The following is a 21,844-nucleotide window of genomic DNA, read 5'->3' as shown; positions in this document are numbered from 1 at the left end:
ATTCTTTATTTTTTATCAAATCCCCGTTTTGCGAGCCGTTCGAACCAGACCGGGCACATCGCATACGCTTTTGCGCCTGCATTCATCCACCACGGGGCGTTCACTTCCCGTTCGGCCCGTTCAAACGCCTTGACGACGCGCCGGGCCAGGCGGTCAGGAGATAGCATGATTCGTTTGACGCTCTGTTCGTAGCGTCCACTCTTGTCGGCCCGTTCAAAGAACGGAGTCGCGATCGGTCCCGGGTTGACGGTCAGCACGTGAATATCTCGCGGTCTGAGCTCGAGCCGGAGTGCATTTGAAAATTGGAGCAAAGCCGCTTTCGAACCGGCATAGACCGCCGACTTCGGCGTTGGCACTTTCGCTGCCTGGGAGCAGACGTTGACGATCGTCCCGCCGGCACGCATCAGCTTCGCACAGTCGCGTGACAGGACCATCGGCGCCGTCGCGTTCAACATCATCGTCTCTTCGATGACGGCTTTTGTTTGATCGATGACCGCATCGAACTCGCCGATTCCGGCATTGTTCACCCAACCGTCAATCGGTCCGTAAGCCTGTTCGATTTCCGACACGAGCGTGTCATAGCTCGTAATGACGTCGGCGACGTGCCAATTTGCGTTAAGTTGTTTGGCCAAGCCTTTCAGCCGCTCCTCGCTTCGCGCCACTAACGTCAACTTGTAACCTCGTTCATAAAAACAGTGCGCCATTGCGGCACCAAAGCCGCTTGACGCACCTGTGATCACGATATGTTTCATCATTCCACTTCCTTTGTCCGTTCATATGTCCATTTCCGGTCGACGAGAATTCGTTCGACGTGGCCACGTTCTTCGAGCAACGTCAGACGGGCGAACACTTCGCTGAAGACGAGCGGCATCGCCCGGCGCATCTTACGCCCATAAAGGCGCATCGACCAATCGAAGACGCTCAATCCGTCGACCCAATCGCCTAATAGTTGCTCGCTCCGGTCGTATCGCTGTGAAATTCGATTCTCGATCAACGGCATCGGGTGCAGAATCGGGTCGCCGTGCCCGCTCACGACGAGCTTCAACTCATACGTCTGCAGCTTACGGAGCGAATCGAGATACAAGAGCACCGGCGACGCAAACCCTTCCCCTTCATACGGTTGTTCGATGAGCGGGTTCGGTTCGACCGCGTCAATCAGATGGTCACCGGCAATCAAGACGCCGCCAGGTCCGATGAGTCCAAGCTGGTCGCTCGCATGACCCGGCAAGTGAATCGTCCGCCACGCCCCGTCCGGTGTGACGGCCTGACCGTCCTCGAACGTCATCGTCACGGTCGTCGGGCCGATCCAACGTAGCGCTTCCCGGTAGTCGGGCAGTTTGGCGACAATCGACTCGGGGGTGCCGAACGAATGGGCCAAATCGTGCAGAAATTGATTACCCCGCTTGATGAAGTTCGGTGTCTGCTCCAAGTAACGGACGAGTTTTTCATGACCATACACCGGAATCGCGGCGTCTCGAAGGCGCCACGCTTGTCCGGCATGATCGGCATGGTGGTGCGTCAAAAACAAGAAGTCGATCGACTCGAGCGACAGCTCCAACTCTGCGAGCTGTGCATTCAACGACGTCCACGCCTCTTCCGTATCCGGTCCGCAATCGACCATAAAGAACCGGTTCATATGTTCGACGATGTATACGTTCACGTTCCCGACTTCAAACGGCGTCGGTATGTCCAATCTAGCCAATTGGCTCGAAATCCAGTTCGCCACGTGCCCCCAACCCCTTCCACCTATCTCCACCCATTATACCCGTCTGAAAGATTGGATTTCAATGACACAAAAAAAGGAGAGGATGTCTCCTCTCCTGACAAATTATAAGTTGATGACCGTCACTTTATCGCGCGTCATCGTCTCGAGACTGCGTCCAATCCCTTGAACGCCGAGACCTGACTGCTTCACGCCGATGAACGGGAAGTGGTCAGGGCCGCGCTCTGTGCGTCCGTTCACTTGAACCGTCCCGACGTCGAGCTTGTCGGCCACAGTGAAGGCGTTGTTCACGTTTTGCGTGAACACACTCGCTTGAAGGCCGAACTCTGATTCGTTCGTAAGCTCAATCATCTCGTCAAGTGACGAGACACGGATGATCGGCAAGACCGGTCCGAACGGCTCTTCCCATGCGACACGCATCTCACGTGTGACGTGGTCAAGGAGCGTCGGGTGAAGCAAGTTGCCGTCGCGTTCGTTGCCGTGTACGACCGTCGCCTGCTTGTTGACGGCATCGTCAATCAAGCCTTGCACGTAATCCGCCGACTTCTTGTCGATGAGCGGCACGATGAAGCTATTGTCGACCGGCGAACCGACCGAGAGCTTCTCGACGCGCTCTTTCAACATACCGACGAGCTCGTCCGCTTGGTGTTCGAGCACAAAAACACGCTTGATCGCCGTACAGCGCTGTCCAGAGTACGAGAACGCACCGCTGACGATTTGATCGGCAGCAAGCGTGAGGTCGGCGTCTTCTAAGACGAGCGCCGGATCTTTCCCTCCGAGCTCTAAGACGACCGGTACCATCGAAGCTTGTTGCGACAAGTGTTGCCCTGTCCCCGTGCCGCCCGTGAACGTGATCATGTCGATGCCCGGATGCGACGTCAAATAGTCACCGATGACCGAGCCCCGTCCTGTGACGAGGTTCAAAAGACCGCTCGGAAGACCCGCGTCTTGAAGCGCCTCGACCATTTTCACCCCACTGATCGCGCCTTGTGTCGCCGGTTTGAAGACGACGGCGTTTCCTGTGATGAGTGCCGGTGCAATCTTGGCTGCCGCCAAGTTGACCGGATAGTTGAACGGCGAGATGGCGAGGACGACACCGAGCGCCTCTTTTTTAATGATTGCCATCTTGTTTTTCGAACCACCCGGGAACGAATCGCCTTGCATGAACCCGCCCGTGAAGCGAAGACCTTCTTCAGCCGTGTAACGGATGATTTCCGCTGTCCGGACGACTTCTTTCTTCGCGTCGCTCAAGTTTTTCCCGACTTCGCGCATGATGATTTGACCAATCTCATCGACACGCTCTTCTAACTTATCTGCCCATGCGTAAAGGAGTTCAGCACGCTTGTTGACCGGAAGCGCTGCCCACTCTTGTTGTGCACGTTTGGCGCCATGAATGGCTTCGTCGACTTCATCACGTGACATTGCCTGTACGCTGCCGACAACTTCTTCTGTATAAGGGGAAACGAGTTCAATCGTCTCGTTGGTTGTTGATTCCTGCCATTGTCCATTGATTAAATATGGATACGTGTTCATACTCATAATCTCTATCTGCCTCCTGAGTAAGCTTTGATATCTCGTTGCCATCCCCATTGTATGCAAAATTAATTCGGATGAACAACTATAAAGATTCAGTTTATGTAATGTAAACGGTTACGTGGCAACTTTTTGTGAAATCCGTCTCCAGATTGACACTTTTCAACTGAAGAGTCCGGCCCGTTCGACCGATAGAGAAGAAGAGAGTACGTGAACTAGGAGGGACTACGAATGAGCATGGACCATAACATTTTACTTGAAGCAGGCACGAATGAGCTCGAGATCGTCATTTTCCAATCGGGCCCGTTCATTTTAGGGATCAACGTCATGAAAGTCAGAGAAATCATCACAATGCTTCCGCTCACCCCGCTGCCGGGGACGCCGGAGGCCATCATGGGGCTCATCGAACTACGTGGAGAAGTGATGACTGTCATCGATTTGCCGATGGTCATCGGTCATCCGCGTGAAGTCGGCGAAGGCGACCGTTTAATCGTCTGTGAGTTCAACGGTGAGAAGTCGGTGCTTCGGGTCGATCAAGTGACCGAGATTAAACGAATCTCTTGGGAACAAATCGATACGCCGTCTGACTTGGCGCGCGGCATGCAAGGCATCACGAACGGCGTCGTCAAGACGGGCGACCAAATGATCATCTTACTTGACTACGAACGAATCGCCCTCGAATTGTCACGAAAAGACATCATGGCTCGGGAGTCGGTGAAACGCCTCGGTGCCCGTGAACGATCGCATAAACAGATTTGGCTCGCCGAAGACTCGGAGATGCTCCGTACGCTCATCATCGATACGCTCGACGATGCAGGCTATTTCAACACGACGATCTTTAATAACGGGAAGGAAGCACTCGAGGCGTTCGAGGTGGACGGGGCAAGTTGTGACCTGCTCATCACGGACATCGAGATGCCACAGATGGACGGCTTGCATTTGACGAAACGTCTCCGGGAGATGGAGCAGTACAGCGACCTTCCGATCATCATCTTCTCCTCGCTCATCTCGGACGATTTGAAACATAAAGGAGAGGCTGTCGGTGCGAACGCCCAAATCACGAAACCCGAAATCGGGATTTTGATTGCGACGCTCGACGAGTTTCTCGCTTAAGACAAAGGGTCCCGCCAGGAATGGCGGGACCCTTATGATTTAATTGAATCGGTCGAAATGGTCATCCCATTCCACCAAAAATCGTTCCATTTGTTGTTCGATCGTATCGAGCACCGGATCTAAATCGTCCGAAACCTCCTCTTCCCCCGCTCGTTCGAGCGTGTGGAACTGTTCGGCCGTCTGTTCGAGACCGACCGAATACGATGCACCTTTTAACAGGTGGGCGAGTTGTTCGACTTGTTCGTGGTCCTCACGTTGGACCGCTTGCTTCAATTCAGGAAACTTGTCCTCAAACTGTTTCAAGTACGTTTGAGCGATTTTCGTTAGAAAATCTTTATTCCCGCCGGCAATTTGATGGAGCTCCGCCAACTTTTCTTCGTTAAACAGAGCATGCTTGGGCGTTTGTGACAACTCCATCCCTCCTTTGTCTGAATGTCAATCCATTCTTCCTCACTGTAGCACGTTTTCGCCAGAAAAGAAAAAATCTCCTTCTTTCCGATTGCGCTCCCCTAAACGCCTACCTATAATGAAGTTGAGCTAAGGTAGGAGGAGAACTATGCTAACGATTTACCGGACCGACGCGTCAGGACATGTCGACGAGATTGCAGACTTTGAAAAAGGCAGTTGGATTCAGCTCGTCAATCCGACGAAAGACGAGGCCGATCAAGTCATCGCCGCCTCCGGCATCCCGGAAGACTTCGTCTATGACCCGCTCGATATTGAAGAAAAACCACGGTTTGAAAAAGATGATGAAGGCCTCCTCATGATCATCGACGTACCGTACGTTGAAGAAGACGATACGGGAAGAGCCTACAACACGATCCCGCTCGGTATCATCGTGACCGGGAGACATTTCATTACCGTCTGTTCACGAGAACTTGACGTATTGAACTTGTTTTCGACCGGAAAAGCCCGCTTGTTCCGGACGAACTATCGCAGCCGATTCGTCTTTCAAATTCTGCACCGCGTCAGCATGACGTATTTGCGCTTTTTGCGTCAAATCGACCGGCGGATGGATGAGCTCGAGCAAGAGTTGCAACGATCGATGCGAAACCAAGAAATTTTTCAATTGATGAACTTACAGAAATCTCTCGTCTACTTCATGACGTCCTTGAAGGCGAATGACAGTGTCCTCGACCGAATCGTCAAGACGCCGAGTCTCGAGAAGCATGAAGAGGACGAGGAGCTACTCGACGATGTGTTCGTCGAGCACCGCCAGGCGATGGAGATGGCGTCGATTTATAACGACATCATCAGCATCAAGATGGAAGCGTTCGGCTCAATCATTTCGAACAACGTCAACTTCGTCATGAAGTTCTTGGCGTCCATCACAATCGTCTTGAGCATCCCGACGATGATCTCTGGGATTTTTGGGATGAACGTCGAAGTGCCGTTCGAAGGACAAGAGATCGGCTTCGTCATCGCCATCACGCTCATGCTCGGATTCTCGAGCCTCGCCTTCTACATCTTATGGCGGAAACGGTATTTTTAGACAGAAAGCAATCACTACGTGTGGTTGCTTAATTTGTTGACTAACATGACTGACATCGCTCGTCCTTCCAGCGCCCACGCTTTCCGCAGGCAATCCCGGAGCCGCATCGCGACTCGCGTCGCTGCTGGGTCTCCGTTAGATTGCTTTCCTGCAGGATTCGGGGCGCCTCGGACGAGCGACGCAAACGGTTGCCATTCGGTGGCCGCTTGTCTTTATCTTCGGCTTCGAAGGCCGAAGATAAAGCCTCGATCTATTCGAGTCTGAGAATGTGATAAAGGTGACTGGCCCGACTTGCTACATGACATCGGCCGGAATCAACAGGTCATAGAGGGCCACATACAGGCTCAGCTTCATGTTCGGTAGGTTGGACAGCAGCGAGATCGTCTCCATGTTGGCTGGTTACAGCCAGCATCGTCCGGAATGACGCGCCACCCTAGGGCACACCGACAAGGGAATCAGCAAGACCGAGCAGCGCTTCGCGATACGGCTCGACGCCCGCCGACACGAAAGCGGCGTGCCGGACAGGGCGGCTGAAGCAAGGAAAACAAAGGAGCGTCATCCCTTCCGGAATGACGCTCCTTTTCGATCACCTTACATCAGTTTGACCGTGACGAGACAAAGGTCATCTTCAATCTCGATTTTCGGAACGAGACGTTCGGCGACGTGGTCGGCATAGCCGACACCGTATGTAGCGATGTCTTTCTCGAGCCAACGGATGCCATCGTCGATGTCTTTACTGTAGCACTCCATCAATCCGTCTGTGTACATATGCAAGACCATCCCCGACTGCATCTCAATCTCTTTCGCCTCATAGTTCGGCTCTTCGAACATGCCGACCGGCACCCCGGTCGTCTCCAAGTGACAGACGCCTTCATCTGACGTGACGATGACCGGCGGATGGCCCGCGTTGACGTATTCGATTCGGCGGTTCGTCGTATCGATGTAACAGTAGACGGCTGTGAAGTAACTTTGCATGTCGTCCCCAGAGAACAAGAAAGTCATCTGTCGGTTCAATTCGCTCATGACGTCAACCGGGTACTGGACGTTCCCGACGAGCCCTGGCAAAATCGAACGGATGCCCATCGTGATGAGCGCCGAGGAGACGCCATGCCCCATGACGTCGAAGATGATAACGCCATAGCGGTCCGGGGCGACTTGGAACCAAGCGTACATATCGCCCGCCAATTTTTTAGACGGTAAATAGAGCGCGCGCACATCAATCTCACCATTGCTGATTGGCGGCGTCAACGCGCTTTGTTGAATCTTTTGCGCCAAGTCGAGGTCGTACTGCAGTCGCGCCTCATATTTTTTTCGTTCATCGACGGCTGCCTTGTAGCGCAAAGCCGAACGAATCCGGGCAAGCAATTCCGTAATTTTAATCGGCTTCGTCGTATAGTCCGACGCTTCGGCGTCGAGTCCTTCGGCAATTTGTTTTTCTTCTGTTCGCCCCGACACCATGATCACCGGCAGTTCTTCGTACCCGGCCATCTGACGAATTCGCTTACACGTCTCGATACCTGAAATACCGGGCATCTCGACATCGAGTAAGACTAGATCATACAGTGACGGTGCCTGCGGATCCATGAGGAGCTCAAGCGCAGCTTCACCGCTTGAGACAGCGATTGTCTCGTAATTGTGTTGATGCAATAATTGTTCGAGAACCATCGTGTTGACCGGTTCATCATCCACAATCATAATCGCCATCTTCATCCCTACCTTCTCAGTCAATGTTCATTTAAGAGTTATTGTATCATATTTATTCGGCGGTCCGCCCATTTCAAACTTGTGACAGTTCGTCGGGTTCAAGCGTGGAGAAATGATGCAGAGTTTGGCATACTAGAATTATGAAAGCGAGGGATGCCGGATGGGATGGATATTCGCCGTGAGCGGCTTGATTATCTTGCTCGTCTTAATCGCCTCTGTCGTTGTCATCCAAAAAGGGTACGCTTATAAAGACAACAAGGATGACATCGTCCTCGATTATGACGAGATCAATCGCCGCATTTTAGAAAAAGAGCAAGAAGAGAAACAAGACCGCCCATGAGGACGGTCTTGTTTTCATTTGAACTCGAATCGAAGCGCCCCCTCCTCGAGATAAAGGGCGGCATTGAACGTCTTTTCCCCTTTCGTAAACGTATGAACGTTCGACTGGCCCCCACCGATCATCTGCTTTAACTCGTCTTTCGAGATGCCGACTCCGAGCACTTGCTTCGACATCGTGAATTTGCAGCCGTCTCGAAAACCGCTACACCCGATGAATTTCGGATGCTCGACGAGTGCTTTCCCGCAGCTCGGGCATACGCCGAACGACGGTTTTGGACGACTCGAGCCCGGGCCTTTACGCGAACCGCGTCTCGGTTCAATCGTATAGCCTTCCGGGTTGGCTGACCCGACTCGATTTTTCGCCTCATCGACGAGATGGATAGACATCTTCTTCGCTTGATCGATGAACTCGGCGGCAGAAGCCGCGCCTTGACCGATTTCATGAAGTCGCTTCTCCCATTTCGCTGTCATCGCCGGGGAAGCAAGGATGCTGTCTCCGAGGACATCGATGAGCAGTCGGCCTTTGTCCGTCGGGACGAGCTCTTTCTTTTGAAGCATGACGTACCCGCGCTTTTTCAACCCGTCGATGATGTTCGCTCGAGTCGCTTCCGTCCCGAGCCCTTCGACCTCTTTCATGATATGAATCAACTCATCATCGTCTAGCTGGCGGCCGGCGACTTTCATCGCCAAGATGAGTGCCCCTTCCGTGTACCGTTTCGGTGGTTCGGTCTGCTTTGACAGTACTTCGACTTTTCGTTCAGCGAGCACCTCTCCTTTTTCAAGGGCAGGCAGTTCGACGTCTTTTGATTTCATCTCGACGACTTGACGATACCCGGGGCTGACGACGACCGTCCCTTTTGCCCGGTACAAATCGTTCCCGTCCACTAAATCGACCGTCGTCTTCTCGAGCTTTGCCGGTTTAGCGAACGCGGCGAGGAATCGTCGGTTGATTAAATCGTAAAGCTTCGCCTCGTCCCCGCTCAACCGCATCACGTCCCCGCACGCCTCCGTCGGAATGATCGCATAGTGGTCACTCACTTTTTTCGCGTTGACGTAACGTTTATTGGACGCCGGATTCTCGGTCAAGAAAGGCGCGAGCTCGGCATAAGCCGAAGACTTCAACAGACGGGCCTTCGTCACCGGAAAGAGCGTCGCCTCGTCTGGCGTCACGAATCCGGAGTCCGTCCGCGGATAGCTGATCCAACCTTTTGTGTACAACTTTTGGGCCACATCGAGCGTCTTTTTTGCACCGAACCCGAATCGTTTCCCAGCCTCGGCTTGCAAGCCGGACAAACTGAACCAAAACGGCGGTTGTTCGATTTTCTCTTCCGTATCAATCGATTGGACGACCGCTTGACCGGAAGCGCGTTTGACGACGTCGTCCGCTTCTTGCCGGGTCTTCAATTTCGTTGACTTCCCGACCGTATATTTTGCTTTGAAGGTCGCCCGTGATTTTTGAAGCGTCGCCTCGACCTCAAAATACGGTTCTGGGACGAACTGTTTTATTTCACGTTCCCGCTCGACGATGAGTGCGAGGGTTGGCGTCTGCACGCGGCCGAGCGAAAAGACGTCTTCAATCCCGATCGTCTTCAGTAACGTCGTATATGCACGCGAAGCGTTCATCCCGACAAGCCAATCGGCACAGGCCCGGCTCATCGCCTCGTGATAGTACGGGACCGTCTCTTCTCCTGGTAGCAAGTTCGCGAAGCCACGGTCGACCGCCTGTTCCGTCAAACTGGAAATCCAAAGGCGCGTGAGCGGCTTCTTATTCCCGGCCAACCGCAAGATGAGCCGGACGATCGCCTCACCTTCGCGTTCGGCATCCGAGGCGATGATGATGTCCGTGATCGACTTATCATGGAGCCATCGTTTGATCGTCTGGAACGGCTTTGACTTCCCTTTCGAAATGCGATAGTCGAACCGGTCCGGCACGATCGGGAGCGCCTCGTACTTCCATGACTTCCATTCCGGTCGGTAATAGGCCGGCTCTTGCAACTCGCACAGGTGCCCGACCGCCCAAACGACGATCGCCCCTTCCGGGAAACGGGCACACGGCGAGATTTCAATCTCTTCTTTCCGTTTTTTTGACGGATATGGGGCCGCAAGCTTTTGTGCTTGCGATGGTTTCTCGGCAATGATTAGTCTCATATCGTTCCTTTCCTCTGTGACGCGACTACAATTGTTTGCGTCACGATTCGAGTTTATGTTGGTCGCTCTGTCATTTTACTATATCATTAGGAGGATTACATACATACAAAAGGAGGGCCATCGATTGTCTTATCTGATTCTTTTTGCTGCCGTCTTTTTCTTATCAACGAGCGTCCTCTTCGTCAAATGGACGTCCGCACCAGCCGAGACGGCCGCATTTTATCGCATGTTGTTCTCGAGCCTGATGCTGTTGCCGTTTCTCGATTATCGATCGCTCGTCTCCTTGCGGACGAACACCCGCTATGCGATTGGGCTGAGCGGCGTCTTGCTCGCCTTCCATTTCTGGTTATGGTTCTTATCGCTCGACTATACGACCGTCGCGAGCTCGACACTATTCGTCACGTCGAGTCCGATTTTTGTGTTAATCGGGAACGCCGTGTTCTTCAAAAAACGACCGACACCGAAAGGACTCACGTTCGCCCTCGTCGCCGTTCTCGGCGGCATGCTCGTCGCGGCCGGTGATTTCCAGCTCGGTCGGGACGCACTCATCGGGGACGCGCTCGCTTTAGCTGCCGCTATCTTGATTGCCGGCTATTGGCTCGTCGGACAACACGTCCGGACGGAGATGAAGACGAACGACTATTCGTTTAGCGTCTATATCGTCGCGACAATCGTGCTCGGCTTCATGCTGCTCGTTCGCGATACGACGTTCGTCGCCTTTGAGACGGTCAACTGGTGGTATTTCATCGCCCTCGCCTTCTTCCCGACGCTACTCGGGCATAACTTATTCAATTATGCGCTTGCCCGTGTGAGCGCCACTGTCGTCAGCATCACCATTCTCGGAGAAGCGCTCTGGGGCATGTTGTTCGGCTTCTTCTTTTTCGAGGAACGGCTCGGCCCGTTCCAGCTGATTGGGGCAGCCGTCTTACTCGGCGGGATATACTTGTTCTTAAAAGAAGACGCCCGCTCTGTAAGAGCGGACGTCGTTTCATAAGTTGGTCGCTTGTTTGACTTCCTCTTCTGCCGGGCGGAATAACAGTTTCCGATCCCAGACGGCCATGCCGACCGCTGTCAAAAATGTCAACGCGTCGGCAATCGGAAACGCGAGCCAAACGCCGAATACGCCAAGGTAAGACGGCAAGATAAACACGAGCGGGATTGTGTAAAGCGTCTGACGCGAGAGCGATAAAAACATCGCCACCCGTGCCTTGCCGAGCGATTGATAGATGCCGTTGATGAGCATTTGGACGCTCGGTAAAAACGACGCGGCGAACAGGACATGAATCGCCGTGACCCCTCCGGCGATGAGTGCGGTATCGTTCGTGAACATGCGCATGAGCGGGTTCGGGAACAGCTGAAGTGTCAGCCAAATCAACACGGCGATCGCGAGGCCGGCCCGAAGCGCCGTCCAAATCGTCTCGCGCATTCGTTCGAACTGGCGCGCGCCAAAATTATAGCCGACAATCGGTTGCATCCCTTGCACGATGCCCATGATCGGCATGCCAACGAGTGCCATGAACTTGTTGATGATGGCGAAAATAGCCAACTCCTCCGTTCCACCGTACGTCCCGAGCATGACGTTGACACAAACGAATAATATCGATTGCGACACCATCATGATGAACGACGAAGACCCGATCGCCATAATCTCTTTCAACTCGCCGAAACGAAGCCGAAACTTCCGCCATTGAAAGTCGAGCGCCGTTCGGCGATTTTTTGAGAAGAAAAAGCGCAGCATAAGAACCGAACCAATGACTTGAGCGAGCGCGGTCGACCAAGCTGCACCGTAAATGCCCCAGCCAAACGTGAAGATGAAGAGCGGTGTTGTCACCAAGTTGACGACGACTGTCGTGAGCATGACTTTCATCTGATACGGCGCTTGTCCTTCGGCCCGTACCATCGCACTGGCCGCGAGCGTAAACATGAAGAACGGAGAACTGATCAGTACGACAGATAAGTATTGTTGACTCAACTCCATGATGGCGGCCGTCGCCCCGAAGACGGTCAAAATCGAATCAAGCATAAAGAAGGCCGAACTGACGGCAAAGGCGGCGAACACGCCGACGAGGACGAGCACGTTTAAAAACGTCACGGCCGCGCCGGCGTCATCTCCTTTTCCGAGCTTCCGGGAACTGATGGAAGCGCCCCCTAACCCGACCGCGCTCGAGACAGCCATGAGAATCATTTGAATCGGAAACGCAATCCCAATCGCCGCAACTGCTGACGCCCCGATGCCACGTGCAACAAAGATCGTATCGATGATGTTATAGAGCGCCGTCACGAGCATCCCGATCATCGCCGGGAGCGACAGTTTAAACAGCAGTCGCGCAATCGGCTCGGTCCGGAGTTGCTCCGTATTTTGATTCATCCTTCCATCCCCTCCATCTCTTATGGTAATAGGGTAGCAAGATTGAATGGAACGGTCGACTATGTTGTCTTGTGCGATGTGTCACGTTTTGAGAGGGACGGCTTCCTTCGCCATGACTTTTCGCTTCCGCATGATAAAGTCAACATCGACCGGATGATCGACGACGATACGGACGGTCATCATCGCTTGATGTGCCGTCTCGATTCGGTTACCTTCTACGTCCCACATGTCTTCAATCCGCTGCGTGAAGCGCGTAAAACCAGGTCCGAAGAACTCGACCTCTTCGCCACATCGGAAGTGATTCCGTTGTTCGAGCGTGGCCGTCTTTGATGCTTCGTCGTACGCGATGACGCGCGCCGCGAACGCATACTGCGGGATGGCCCGACGCTGTCCGAACAGTTGCTCTCTCTCGGTCGGCGTCCCGTAATAAAAGCCGGTCGATAGTTCACGCTGGGCCGCTTTCCAAATCTCCTCTTCCCACGCCGGGTCGAATTCGAACGCTTCGGGATCGTCACAATAGGCATCGATTACTTTTCGATACACGTTACAGACCGTCGCCACATAATGAATCGACTTCATCCGTCCTTCCACTTTTAAACTGTCGACACCCGCCTCGACCAAGTCTGGAATGTGACGAACCATCGATAAATCGACCGAGCTCATCGAGAACGGTTCCTCGTCTCGGGCTTCCATAGCCGGGGTCAAGAGTTCATCGGCTTCAAAAAAACCATATTTCCACCGACAAGACTGCGCACAGCCGCCTCGGTTCGCGTCACGGAGCGCCATATGGTTCGAGAGCGTGCATCGACCGGAGTACGAGATGCACATCGCCCCATGGACGAACGTCTCAATCTCGACGTCGACTTGCCGTTTCATCTCTTTGATTTCTTCCATCGAGACTTCACGTGCGAGTACGACCCGCTCCAACCCTTCCGCTTTCCAGAATCGAAGCGTCTCGTAGTTCGTGGCCGAGGCCTGTGTCGAAAGATGGACCGGGAGACCGGGCGCCTCGCTCAGACACACTTCGATCATCGCAGGGTCTGAGACGATGACGGCATCGATTCCAATGTCGCGTAGCGTCGTGAAGAACTTGCCCGCCCCTTCGATATCGCCTTCGTGCGTAACCATGTTGGCGGCCACATACACTTTCGCTGCATTCGCATGGGCGAACGCAATCCCTTCTTGCATTTCGTCATAACTGAAGTTTCCGGCGCGCGAGCGTAAACCGAACTGTTGCCCGCCGATATAGACCGCGTCCGCCCCGTATCGAATCGCCATCTTCAATTTTTCCAAGTTCCCTGCCGGTGCCAATAATTCTGGTCGTCTTCTCATCATCGTTCCCTCACTTGATCTCTTCTGGATTTCGTAACAGTAGTCCGGTTCCGAGCCGGAACGGTTCAGGCTGGAGTGCGGCCAAACGCCGCTCCATCTCGAATCGGTCAAACTTGGCGTTCAACAGGTGCGAGCGGGCCTGACTAAACAAGGCGACAATTTCAACGAACTGCTCCCCGGCATGCCATCCGTCAAGCTTCCACGTATGGAGCCCGTTTCGGAACAGTTCGGGCAGTTGGCCCATTAACGTCAAATCCTCTGAAAAGACGTGGGTGCCGTTCGCATCTTCGTAAATCGGATAACGGCTCGTTTCATCATTCGGTTCGCTTATATAATATTCACGCATCTCCCCCGACTCGTTTCGTCCTAACTCGTTGAAGTAGTTCGTTACGAGTGGACGTTTAGAATGGTGGATACATGTCGGACCGTATACTTGTACCTCAATCGGCAGACCAAGTTGACGCTGAATCTGATTAAGTTCGGTCAACGTCACTTCACGGGCGACGACGGCACCAATCGCTTCCCGCTTCGCCCAAAATTGAATCTGCCGGGCCGACGTGACGAGCGTTTGAGCGTCGTACCAATAGGGGATATTGGCTTTACGGATTAATGAAATCGCACCAGGGTCGCCGGCCGTCACACTGTCGACCCCAATCGTTTTTAACGCGCTCAAATAGTCCGGTAATGACGCGATTTGATCGTTGTGCATCAAGTTGTTCACGGCGACCGTGACTTCTTTTCCATAGCGATGTGCAAGCGCTGTGACTTCTCTCACAGCCGAGAGCGACCAGTCACCTTTGTGACGCAATCCATACGTCGATTCTCCGACGGTGAGACGGTCTGCCCCCGCTAACATAAGTGCTTCTGCTTGCGCGACGCTTTGCGCCGTCGCGATTAACTGAATCATCATCTCATTCTCTTCTCCTGACTTTGTGAGTCTAATCACATATTCTTGCTATACTCTAGCATACGTTTCGATATGCGAGCGAGGCAGGAATTTAACATCTCGTGAAGAAATGAGTAACAATGTATGACTTTTCTAAAGGAGTGAACCACTTTGTCCAAAACAGCTTTAATCACTGGAGCCTCGACCGGCATCGGTCTCGACCTCGCCGTATTGGCTGCCCGCGATGGGTATGATTGCATCCTCGTGTCACGAAACGAGCCCCGCCTACATGAATTGAAGAAAGTGCTCGAAAAGCGATACCGGGTGAACGTCCACGTCTTCGCCCTCGATTTGTCGGAACATCAGGCTGCGAAGCGACTGACCCACGCCATCGAAGAAGCCGGGTTGACGGTCGACTTTCTCATCAACAATGCCGGGTTCGGCACGGCCGGGGAGTTCATCGACTTGGATGCAGAGACCGAAGCCGAAGAAGTCCGCCTGAACGTCAACGCCTTGACGGAATTGACGAAGGCCTATTTGCCAGACATGGTCCGTCGCAATCACGGTCATGTGTTAAATGTCGCCTCCGTCGCAGCGTTCCAGCCTGGTCCATACATGGCGGTCTATTATGCGACGAAAGCGTATGTCCTCTCCCTCACCGAAGCGCTTCATGCCGAAGTGAAAGGCACCGGTGTTCACGTCAGCGTCCTCTGTCCGGGTCCGACCGACACAGGCTTCTTCAATCGAGCCGGCAGCGAGATGATGGTATCGAAAATGCCATCGCACCTTGTCGCTTTCTTCGGATACAAAGGGGTCATGAACAATAAACGTGTCATCGTGCCAGGGCTATCGAACCAATTGCTCGTCGGCGCGGCGAAACTAATGCCACGCGCCGTCAGCCTCGAAATTTTACGACGTTTCCAAAAACCGACCGACGCGGCAGTGGAACAAGTTCCGAACGCATAGAAAAACCGTAAAGCGCTGCGGCGCTTTACGGTTTTTTACGTGTCGGCCAATCGACGACGTGGAACAGGCGCTTGATGAGGACGACTGCAGGAATGAGGAGCATCAGCCCGGTCACAGCCACGCTCGTGACAGCGAGGATGGAAGCGGTCGATGCTTCCCGTGACATGATCCCTTGAACCAAGTCGATGGACTGGATGGACAAGACGATCATGAGTGCCGGCCAGACACTCGCGGCGAGCACCCCGACCATCGCATAACGCGTCCGGACGAAGCGGCGAAGAATGAAAAAGATATGAAGTCCGATGAAGAACAATCCGATGAAGAGGAACATGCCAAATTCATAGACGTTGATATAATCACTCACGATGCATCACCTCACTCTTTCCATAACATTTACCCTTCGTCCCGGACAAATATGCGAACAAACAGATCTCGCAAGACGAGCAAGAAGAAAACGTTACCGACGCCATGGGCCAAGTCGAACGGTACGCTCAAGATGAGCAAATTCACGAATTCACTGCCAATCACCTCGGCGTAAGCGACGTTCGTCGTCCATCCGAACAGAAAGCCCGCCGCTAGACCGGTGAGACCGAGCAAGAGTCTCGACTTCATAAGTATTCGCCGAAGCGCGACCACCGTCGTCACGACGACGAGCCACCCTAGAAACTGATACAAGACGAACGGACCGAGTCCGAGCAACAGTCCGGATAAAACCGGGACGAACAAGGCGAGCATCGCGGCACTCGTCCACCCAAAATACAGTGCGGTCAACATGATGATTGCCGTCGTCGGTTGGACGTTCGGAATGGCGACGAACAGCCAACGACCGATGACGGCCACGGCGAGCAGCTGGGTCAACACGGCCAATGGGGTTGTCGTCCGTTCGAATCGGGACATTAACCCGTACGCCATCACAGCGCCGACGAGGAATGTGACCATACGAGACTCCGTTCCATGAATGCTTCTTTTGTTCCATCGAAGACGATGGTGCCATTCGATAGCGACACGACTCGATCGGCATGCTCGAGAAGGACGGGATCATGAGACGCGCAAATAAGCTGAGCGGTCTGTCGCTTTTCAAGGAGCGCCCGACAAAAATGCCGCCGCTCTTCATCTGTCAGACCGACAGTCGGTTCGTCGAGCAAGACGACCGGGACATCCGCGACGAGAACGGCCGCCAGCTGGGCGACCCGACGGTTCGACGCCTCCGGGAACGGACCGTATTCTTCCTCGGCCGGTAAATAAAGCGGGCGTCTCACTCGCTTGATTTTCCCTTGAAGCGGCCGAATGCTTTTCGCTAGCAGCTCGAGTAGTGTCGACTTTCCGCTCCCGTTCGTGCCAATCAAAACGGTCAAGCCGGGCTTGTCCGCCGTGAACGTCGCATGTTCGACGGCATATGCAGGTTGCAGCGGATGACGGTAAGACACGTCACGAGCCGAAATCTCGACTTCCCCAATTGAAGGCGCGACTGAAAAGGCGGATGCGGCACCGGCCTCACGCGCGCGCTCCGTATACGCCACTTTGACGCCGAGATGGGTGAGACGTTCCAATAACATCGTCAAGTGCTCGCGACGATATCGGTCAAGATGGCGGAACGGCTCATACAACACGAGCGCCTGTGGCCGTCTCATGAGCGCATGGGCGATTCGGACGAGTTGGCGTTCGCCGCTCGAGCATTCATCGAACCGCTTATAGAGCAAGTGATCGATTTGCAAGATGGCGACGACCTCGGACCCATATAACGGGTCCTCCTCGATGAGCAAGGAGGCGACCCTGCCAGCGAGCGGTGAATCGAGTTTAACGGGCGTCGCGCCATTGGTGGTCACCCACTCATCGACTCGTCCCTGTCCGGAAGATAACCATTCCATCGCGTAGCCCTCCTTTCGTTAAATACGGATACAGTAACCAAATGACTGGCCACCCTAAATAAATCGCTATGAAACAAATCCCCATGACAATCAGATGGGTGACGTCATGCAAGCCGAGGCGTCGCAGCCGCGCCTTCGCGTATACGGGTTCATCGCGTTGGCTCTCAATCCCTACGACCACCGCCTCCTGCCAGTCTTGACGCGCATGACTCTTCAAGGACAGACGCACGGCCCGTTCCATCGAAGGAATGAGCGCCCATCCGCCGTAAAGAAGTTTCGTCGACCGCGGCCAACGCTCGAGTAAAGGCAACAGCCGATCAAGCTTTAGGAAACGACTGACCCAGACCATCCCGAACAAGAACGTCGCCAATTGGACGAGTTGACGCGTAACCCGCGCCGTCGAAACGTCCCATCCAATCAAGACGGGGGAAAACGAGATGAGCGTGAACGCGATGAGCACACCGGTCATCGCCAGCGGAAACCGGCGCTCGATGAGGAGCAGACCGACCAAGCCGAATAAGAGCCAAAGCGATCCGTTCAAATGGACGATGACGTACAGATGCGCCAAAAGAAAGAAAAGGAGCGTGACCGGATGTCTTCGCTCCCAATCCGCCTCATTCGAAGAAAGAAATCGCATCTTCTTCAAAACGCCATTGAATGATATCGGTCGACTCGACTTCTTTCGCTCCGGCACCTTCGTCACCCGGGCTACCGTTGAATGCATACACCCAACCTGATGATTGCCCTTCTGACTTTTCCTCGATGCCATCGATTCCGGTGACGTATGTCATCTCTCCGTCGCCTACCGATTCAATCTCTAGTTCCGTCGCTTTGAGCGCATCCATGACCGTCGCCCCTTCATCGAGACAGACGCTCTTTTCATGGAAGAGCGTCTCTTCCGTCGCCGCGTTGTATACAGAGATGGTCGGTTCGACGGCGCATCCGTCGCTTGCCTCTTCAGTCCCAGTCCCGGCACAAGCCGTGAGCATTGGGACGAGTAAGCCTAACAGGAGTAATCGTTTCATTGGTCCGTCAAATCCTCTCGTTGGTGAATGGAATAGTTGTATAAAATAATATAACGCTCTCCGGTGCTCCTTCCTTCTCGGGTGAGCCCCGACAGTTGGATGCTGTTGGCAAGCACCGGGTCACGTTGGAGCCAAAACTTGACGACGCGGCCTTCCCGGTTAATCATGAACATCGCCTCGTTCTCATACGTATACATGTCGTACAGCCCGTCGAAAGCGAGCTGGACGAGCGGCGCGTTCACTTGGTCCACGAAGTCTTGCCACTCCGTATCCCCGATCGCATTTAACACGCGATCAAAGTCGACGAGTTTTTCGAAAAAAGCACGCCCTGAATCTTTGTTCAACTCATCGACTTGCCGGTAAGACAATTCGCCCGATTCGTCGTAAGTGATGCGAATCTGTTGGAACGAATTGCTACGTTCGACGAGGAGCAAGTACTCGAGTGACTGCAAGTCGCCGTCCCGGGTGAACACCATTTTGCTGCGGTCGAGCTTAATCCCTTCCGCGTTGACCCGACGCAAGATGTGGTTCGTCATCTGGTCAAACGAATCATCTTGAATCGAGACGGCCCCGATTTGTTGCGACTCGGCCCGAAACTCGGATTGGTCGAACAGCGGGACGAACAACAGCACGATAAAGAAAAAGAAGCCGACGAGTGCCCCGTACCATTTGTAACGGCTGTTCCGTTTCGGGAAAAACAAGAAAGATAACAAAAAACCGATTGGAATATGGAATCCGCCGATTGGGAACGAGACGATTCCGAGCAATGAGTAGAACAAGAACTTTAAGAAGAAGCGCGGTTCCGGTTCTTTCAGCTGGTTCAAGCGCAAGCCGAGCAACACGCTGATGACGAGAAACCCTAGCCACACGTAAAGTTGAATAGTCACATCAATCCCCCACTATGATTTCATCAAAGTCGGACGCGACGTGGCTATTGCCGAACGCCGTGACGACTTCCGCCTTAAACTCCGACTCCCGTCCTTGATAGCGTGCCGAGATATGTGTCACGATCAATTGACCGACACGACACGTCTTCGCGAGCGCTGCCGCCTCGACCGTCGTCGAATGACCGTATTGTCGGGCGAGTTTTGCCTCGGCCTCCATGAACGTCGCCTCATGGACGAGCACATCTGCGTCCCGGGCGAGCCGCTCCGCATTCTCACAAGGCACCGTGTCCCCAAGAATCGCGATGACGGGCCCGGTGACTGGCTCTGTGACGTATTCTTTAGACTCGTACGTTTTTCCTTCAAACTCGAACGTCTCAACCTGCTTGATTTGACCGTAAATCGGCCCGTTCGGGATGCCGAGCGCCTTCACTTTGTCGACGAGGAGCGTCCCTGGGCGAATCGGCGCCTCAATCCGGAACCCGTACGACGGAAAACGGTGTTCGAGCTTTTTCACCGTGACGCGATGACCGTCCTGGAGAAATTCGTCTCCATCCCTATACTCGACGATGGTCAACGGATACCCTAGATATGACCCCGTCACGTTCAGCGTCATCTCGAGCCATTTCTTAATCCCTTTCGGCCCATAAAGCGTGAGCGGGTCCGTCCCCGCGAGCGCCGAGCGCGTCGATAAAAAACCCGGCAAGCCGAAGACGTGGTCGCCATGGAGATGGGTGATAAAGACAGCAGACACTTTCCTTGGCTTCAATGACGTATGGAGGATTTGATGCTGTGTCGCTTCGCCGCAATCGAACAACCACGTCTGTTTCGGTAATGTCAAACCGAGCCCGGACACGTTCCGTTGTTTCGAAGGCATCCCTGACCCAGTTCCTAAAAAATGTAACTTCATAAATAATTTTGTCCTTTCTTGTACACCGTTCCATGCTATACTTAACGTAATCGTTGAAAAGGATGTGATCCGTGATGAAAACAGTTGACCATTCCGACACTGTCTATCAAGTGATTCGGGAACGAGCGACTTTGTTGAATCGCAAACACCAACAAGAAGAAGGCACCTCAATCCGCATTCACGACATAGCACTAGAACTTCACTGTACCGATGAACTTATTCTCGAGTCGCTGGAGTTCGCCGCATAATTGCACGAACACATACGAAGAGCCGACGTCATGTCGGCTCTTTTTTGGTTACTTGTTCGGTGTGGCGACGTGCTTGACGATTTCGACGACGTACTCGACGATTTTATACAGTTCTGTGAGCGGCATCCGCTCGTTCGTCGTATGAATCTCTTCATAGCCGACGCCAAGGTTGACCGTCGGAATGCCGCCTCCCGCGATGACGTTCGCATCGGACCCACCGCCCGAGTGAAGGATGCGCGTCGGACGGCCGATTGAAGCAGCCGCCGCTTTCGCGATTTCGACGACCTCGTCACCTTCTTCGAACTTGAAGCCAGGGTACATGATGTCGATGTCGACTTCCGCACGTCCACCTAGAGTGGCCGCTGTCTCAAGATACGCTTGCTTCATCGCGTCCGCTTGTGCTTCCATCTTCTCCTGGATGAGCGAACGCGCCTCCGCGAACACCTCGACGTAATCACAGACGATGTTCGTCGCTCGACCGCCTTCGAACCGTCCGATGTTTGCCGTCGTCTCTTCATCAATCCGCCCGAGCGGCATCTTCGCAATCGCCTTCGCTGCGATTTGGATGGCCGACACCCCTTTCTCAGGTGCGACGCCGGCATGAGCCGTCTTCCCGTAAATCCGTGCGTTCACTTTCGCCTGCGTCGGCGCGGCGACGATGATGTCCCCGACCGGGCCGTCCGAGTCGAGCGCGAAACCGAACTTGGCTTCGATTTTAGACAAATCGAGCACTTTCGCCCCGACAAGGCCCGACTCTTCGCCGACCGTGATGACGAACTGGATTTGACCGTGCGGAATCGCTTCCTCTTTCAACACGCGCACGAGCTCAATCATCGCCGTGAGGCCGGTCTTATCGTCCGCCCCGAGGATCGTCGTCCCGTCCGTGATGACGTAGCCGTCTTTGATACTCGTCTTGATGCCTTTACCAGGCGTGACCGTATCCATATGCGCCGTGAAATAAATCGGGTCGACGCCTGCTTTCGTAGCCGGAACGGTTATGATCAAGTTGTTCCCCGCATGATCCGTCTTCGTCGATGCGTCATCCTCATAGACGTCACAGCCGAGTTCAGTGAACACCGCTTTCAAGTGCTCACAGATGACCGCTTCTTCTTTCGTTTCTGAATCGATGCCGACAAGTCCTAAGAACGTGTCGAGCACGCGTGTCTCGTTTACCATAAAAACCATCCCTCCATCCAAACATTTCTTGGTCATTATACCAAACTCATGACGATTGCACGAACGTTTTCCATTCTGTACAATGGGGTCAAACGTGTAATGGAGGAACGACATGAAAAATAAACAAAA

At 53.7% G+C, this 21,844-nt stretch carries 23 protein-coding genes; 6 read left to right on the top strand and 17 right to left on the bottom strand.

What is annotated here, in order from left to right; translation table 11 throughout:
• Window positions 1-5: 5 nt before the first annotated feature.
• The 3 genes from KB235_RS08100 to KB235_RS08090 all read right to left on the bottom strand — a co-directional run bounded on the left by KB235_RS08100 (window position 6) and on the right by KB235_RS08090 (window position 3,265).
• Complete coding sequence (locus KB235_RS08100) at window positions 6-752, bottom strand: SDR family NAD(P)-dependent oxidoreductase (RefSeq protein WP_211779335.1); 747 nt, start codon at window positions 750-752, stop codon at window positions 6-8.
• The gene (locus KB235_RS08095) at window positions 752-1,726 is read right to left on the bottom strand and encodes an MBL fold metallo-hydrolase (protein WP_211779334.1); all 975 of its coding nucleotides are present in this window, start codon (window positions 1,724-1,726) and stop codon (window positions 752-754) included. The genes KB235_RS08100 and KB235_RS08095 overlap by 1 nt, the downstream gene beginning before the upstream one ends.
• 102 nt (window positions 1,727-1,828) lie before the next feature.
• On the bottom strand, window positions 1,829-3,265 hold the full coding sequence (locus KB235_RS08090; RefSeq protein WP_034818292.1) for an NADP-dependent glyceraldehyde-3-phosphate dehydrogenase: 1,437 nt from the start codon (window positions 3,263-3,265) through the stop codon (window positions 1,829-1,831).
• Window positions 3,266-3,487: 222 nt separating this feature from the next.
• Between KB235_RS08090 and KB235_RS15765 the strand changes: the two genes are divergently transcribed.
• A complete protein-coding gene (locus KB235_RS15765; protein ID WP_211779333.1) occupies window positions 3,488-4,369 on the top strand; it encodes a chemotaxis protein CheV in 882 nt (293 codons plus the stop codon).
• A 39-nt stretch (window positions 4,370-4,408) separates the two neighbouring features.
• Here the strand turns inward: KB235_RS15765 and KB235_RS08080 are convergent, their stop codons facing one another.
• A complete protein-coding gene (locus KB235_RS08080; protein WP_211779332.1) occupies window positions 4,409-4,786 on the bottom strand; it encodes an Hpt domain-containing protein in 378 nt (125 codons plus the stop codon).
• 139 nt (window positions 4,787-4,925) lie between these two features.
• Between KB235_RS08080 and KB235_RS08075 the strand changes: the two genes are divergently transcribed.
• A complete protein-coding gene (locus KB235_RS08075; RefSeq protein WP_034806021.1) occupies window positions 4,926-5,861 on the top strand; it encodes a magnesium transporter CorA family protein in 936 nt (311 codons plus the stop codon).
• A gap of 591 nt (window positions 5,862-6,452) precedes the next feature.
• On the opposite strand, the gene KB235_RS08070 is transcribed toward KB235_RS08075, so the two are convergent.
• Window positions 6,453-7,571 (bottom strand): PP2C family protein-serine/threonine phosphatase, encoded by a 1,119-nt coding sequence (locus tag KB235_RS08070; RefSeq protein WP_246514143.1) that lies wholly within the window; start codon window positions 7,569-7,571, stop codon window positions 6,453-6,455.
• 154 nt (window positions 7,572-7,725) lie between these two features.
• Here KB235_RS08070 and ytzI point away from each other — a divergent pair, with 154 nt between their 5' ends.
• Window positions 7,726-7,905, top strand: coding sequence for a YtzI protein (gene ytzI, locus KB235_RS08065; protein WP_034806018.1), 180 nt, complete (start codon window positions 7,726-7,728; stop codon window positions 7,903-7,905).
• Between the two features lie 14 nt (window positions 7,906-7,919).
• On the opposite strand, the gene KB235_RS08060 is transcribed toward ytzI, so the two are convergent.
• On the bottom strand, window positions 7,920-10,052 hold the full coding sequence (locus KB235_RS08060; RefSeq protein ID WP_211779331.1) for a DNA topoisomerase III: 2,133 nt from the start codon (window positions 10,050-10,052) through the stop codon (window positions 7,920-7,922).
• Window positions 10,053-10,176: 124 nt separating this feature from the next.
• Between KB235_RS08060 and KB235_RS08055 the strand changes: the two genes are divergently transcribed.
• Window positions 10,177-11,046 (top strand): DMT family transporter, encoded by an 870-nt coding sequence (locus KB235_RS08055; protein ID WP_211779330.1) that lies wholly within the window; start codon window positions 10,177-10,179, stop codon window positions 11,044-11,046.
• Here the strand turns inward: KB235_RS08055 and KB235_RS08050 are convergent.
• The 3 genes from KB235_RS08050 to KB235_RS08040 form a co-directional block, all read right to left on the bottom strand.
• On the bottom strand, window positions 11,041-12,420 hold the full coding sequence (locus tag KB235_RS08050; protein WP_211779329.1) for an MATE family efflux transporter: 1,380 nt from the start codon (window positions 12,418-12,420) through the stop codon (window positions 11,041-11,043). The genes KB235_RS08055 and KB235_RS08050 overlap by 6 nt on opposite strands.
• 81 nt (window positions 12,421-12,501) lie before the next feature.
• Entirely contained in the window at window positions 12,502-13,752 is a 1,251-nt protein-coding gene (locus KB235_RS08045) for a peptidase U32 family protein (protein WP_211779328.1), read from the bottom strand.
• Between the two features lie 10 nt (window positions 13,753-13,762).
• A complete protein-coding gene (locus KB235_RS08040; protein ID WP_211779327.1) occupies window positions 13,763-14,662 on the bottom strand; it encodes a peptidase U32 family protein in 900 nt (299 codons plus the stop codon).
• A 147-nt stretch (window positions 14,663-14,809) separates the two neighbouring features.
• Here KB235_RS08040 and KB235_RS08035 point away from each other — a divergent pair, with 147 nt between their 5' ends.
• A complete protein-coding gene (locus KB235_RS08035; protein ID WP_034806010.1) occupies window positions 14,810-15,604 on the top strand; it encodes an SDR family NAD(P)-dependent oxidoreductase in 795 nt (264 codons plus the stop codon).
• A 25-nt stretch (window positions 15,605-15,629) separates the two neighbouring features.
• Here KB235_RS08035 and KB235_RS08030 read toward each other — a convergent pair whose 3' ends face one another.
• The 7 genes from KB235_RS08030 to rnz are packed head-to-tail and all read right to left on the bottom strand — an operon-like array spanning window position 15,630 to window position 20,291.
• Window positions 15,630-15,968 (bottom strand): hypothetical protein, encoded by a 339-nt coding sequence (locus KB235_RS08030; RefSeq protein ID WP_211779326.1) that lies wholly within the window; start codon window positions 15,966-15,968, stop codon window positions 15,630-15,632.
• Window positions 15,969-15,997: 29 nt separating this feature from the next.
• The gene (locus KB235_RS08025) at window positions 15,998-16,543 is read right to left on the bottom strand and encodes a hypothetical protein (protein WP_034806008.1); all 546 of its coding nucleotides are present in this window, start codon (window positions 16,541-16,543) and stop codon (window positions 15,998-16,000) included.
• A complete protein-coding gene (locus tag KB235_RS08020; RefSeq protein ID WP_211779325.1) occupies window positions 16,516-17,472 on the bottom strand; it encodes an ATP-binding cassette domain-containing protein in 957 nt (318 codons plus the stop codon). The genes KB235_RS08025 and KB235_RS08020 overlap by 28 nt, the downstream gene beginning before the upstream one ends.
• The gene (locus KB235_RS08015) at window positions 17,435-18,109 is read right to left on the bottom strand and encodes a hypothetical protein (RefSeq protein ID WP_034806006.1); all 675 of its coding nucleotides are present in this window, start codon (window positions 18,107-18,109) and stop codon (window positions 17,435-17,437) included. Before KB235_RS08015 ends, KB235_RS08020 begins: the two co-directional genes overlap by 38 nt.
• On the bottom strand, window positions 18,087-18,497 hold the full coding sequence (locus KB235_RS08010) for a DUF4430 domain-containing protein (protein ID WP_034806005.1): 411 nt from the start codon (window positions 18,495-18,497) through the stop codon (window positions 18,087-18,089). Before KB235_RS08010 ends, KB235_RS08015 begins: the two co-directional genes overlap by 23 nt.
• Window positions 18,494-19,384 (bottom strand): hypothetical protein, encoded by an 891-nt coding sequence (locus tag KB235_RS08005; RefSeq protein WP_211779324.1) that lies wholly within the window; start codon window positions 19,382-19,384, stop codon window positions 18,494-18,496. The genes KB235_RS08010 and KB235_RS08005 overlap by 4 nt, the downstream gene beginning before the upstream one ends.
• A gap of 1 nt (window position 19,385) precedes the next feature.
• Window positions 19,386-20,291 (bottom strand): ribonuclease Z, encoded by a 906-nt coding sequence (gene rnz, locus KB235_RS08000; RefSeq protein ID WP_211779323.1) that lies wholly within the window; start codon window positions 20,289-20,291, stop codon window positions 19,386-19,388.
• A 74-nt stretch (window positions 20,292-20,365) separates the two neighbouring features.
• Between rnz and KB235_RS07995 the strand changes: the two genes are divergently transcribed.
• Complete coding sequence (locus KB235_RS07995; RefSeq protein ID WP_167331260.1) at window positions 20,366-20,539, top strand: hypothetical protein; 174 nt, start codon at window positions 20,366-20,368, stop codon at window positions 20,537-20,539.
• 48 nt (window positions 20,540-20,587) lie between these two features.
• Here the strand turns inward: KB235_RS07995 and KB235_RS07990 are convergent, their stop codons facing one another.
• Window positions 20,588-21,715: a M20/M25/M40 family metallo-hydrolase gene (locus KB235_RS07990; protein WP_211779322.1), complete on the bottom strand. Its 1,128-nt coding sequence runs from the start codon at window positions 21,713-21,715 to the stop codon at window positions 20,588-20,590.
• Between the last annotated feature and the right edge of the window lie 129 nt (window positions 21,716-21,844).

Source organism: Exiguobacterium alkaliphilum, assembly GCF_018138125.1.
Taxonomy (GTDB): domain Bacteria; phylum Bacillota; class Bacilli; order Exiguobacteriales; family Exiguobacteriaceae; genus Exiguobacterium; species Exiguobacterium alkaliphilum.
Note: the sequence above shows the minus strand (reverse complement) of the source record. Positions and strands in the feature narration are given on the sequence as shown.

What these genes read in the sequence shown, in the direction of transcription:
- KB235_RS07990 (WP_211779322.1), bottom strand. Translation starts at nt 21,715, where the DNA reads ATGGTAAACGAGACACGCGTGCTCGACACGTTCTTAGGACTTGTCGGC.
- KB235_RS08040 (WP_211779327.1), bottom strand. Translation starts at nt 14,662, where the DNA reads ATGATGATTCAGTTAATCGCGACGGCGCAAAGCGTCGCGCAAGCAGAA.
- KB235_RS08020 (WP_211779325.1), bottom strand. Translation starts at nt 17,472, where the DNA reads ATGGAATGGTTATCTTCCGGACAGGGACGAGTCGATGAGTGGGTGACC.
- KB235_RS08060 (WP_211779331.1), bottom strand. Translation starts at nt 10,052, where the DNA reads ATGAGACTAATCATTGCCGAGAAACCATCGCAAGCACAAAAGCTTGCG.
- KB235_RS07995 (WP_167331260.1), top strand. Translation starts at nt 20,366, where the DNA reads ATGAAAACAGTTGACCATTCCGACACTGTCTATCAAGTGATTCGGGAA.
- KB235_RS08050 (WP_211779329.1), bottom strand. Translation starts at nt 12,420, where the DNA reads ATGAATCAAAATACGGAGCAACTCCGGACCGAGCCGATTGCGCGACTG.
- KB235_RS08010 (WP_034806005.1), bottom strand. Translation starts at nt 18,497, where the DNA reads ATGAAACGATTACTCCTGTTAGGCTTACTCGTCCCAATGCTCACGGCT.
- KB235_RS08070 (WP_246514143.1), bottom strand. Translation starts at nt 7,571, where the DNA reads ATGAAGATGGCGATTATGATTGTGGATGATGAACCGGTCAACACGATG.
- KB235_RS08080 (WP_211779332.1), bottom strand. Translation starts at nt 4,786, where the DNA reads ATGGAGTTGTCACAAACGCCCAAGCATGCTCTGTTTAACGAAGAAAAG.
- ytzI (WP_034806018.1), top strand. Translation starts at nt 7,726, where the DNA reads ATGGGATGGATATTCGCCGTGAGCGGCTTGATTATCTTGCTCGTCTTA.
- KB235_RS08100 (WP_211779335.1), bottom strand. Translation starts at nt 752, where the DNA reads ATGAAACATATCGTGATCACAGGTGCGTCAAGCGGCTTTGGTGCCGCA.
- KB235_RS08015 (WP_034806006.1), bottom strand. Translation starts at nt 18,109, where the DNA reads ATGCGATTTCTTTCTTCGAATGAGGCGGATTGGGAGCGAAGACATCCG.
- KB235_RS08025 (WP_034806008.1), bottom strand. Translation starts at nt 16,543, where the DNA reads ATGGTCACATTCCTCGTCGGCGCTGTGATGGCGTACGGGTTAATGTCC.
- KB235_RS15765 (WP_211779333.1), top strand. Translation starts at nt 3,488, where the DNA reads ATGAGCATGGACCATAACATTTTACTTGAAGCAGGCACGAATGAGCTC.
- rnz (WP_211779323.1), bottom strand. Translation starts at nt 20,291, where the DNA reads ATGAAGTTACATTTTTTAGGAACTGGGTCAGGGATGCCTTCGAAACAA.
- KB235_RS08075 (WP_034806021.1), top strand. Translation starts at nt 4,926, where the DNA reads ATGCTAACGATTTACCGGACCGACGCGTCAGGACATGTCGACGAGATT.
- KB235_RS08045 (WP_211779328.1), bottom strand. Translation starts at nt 13,752, where the DNA reads ATGAGAAGACGACCAGAATTATTGGCACCGGCAGGGAACTTGGAAAAA.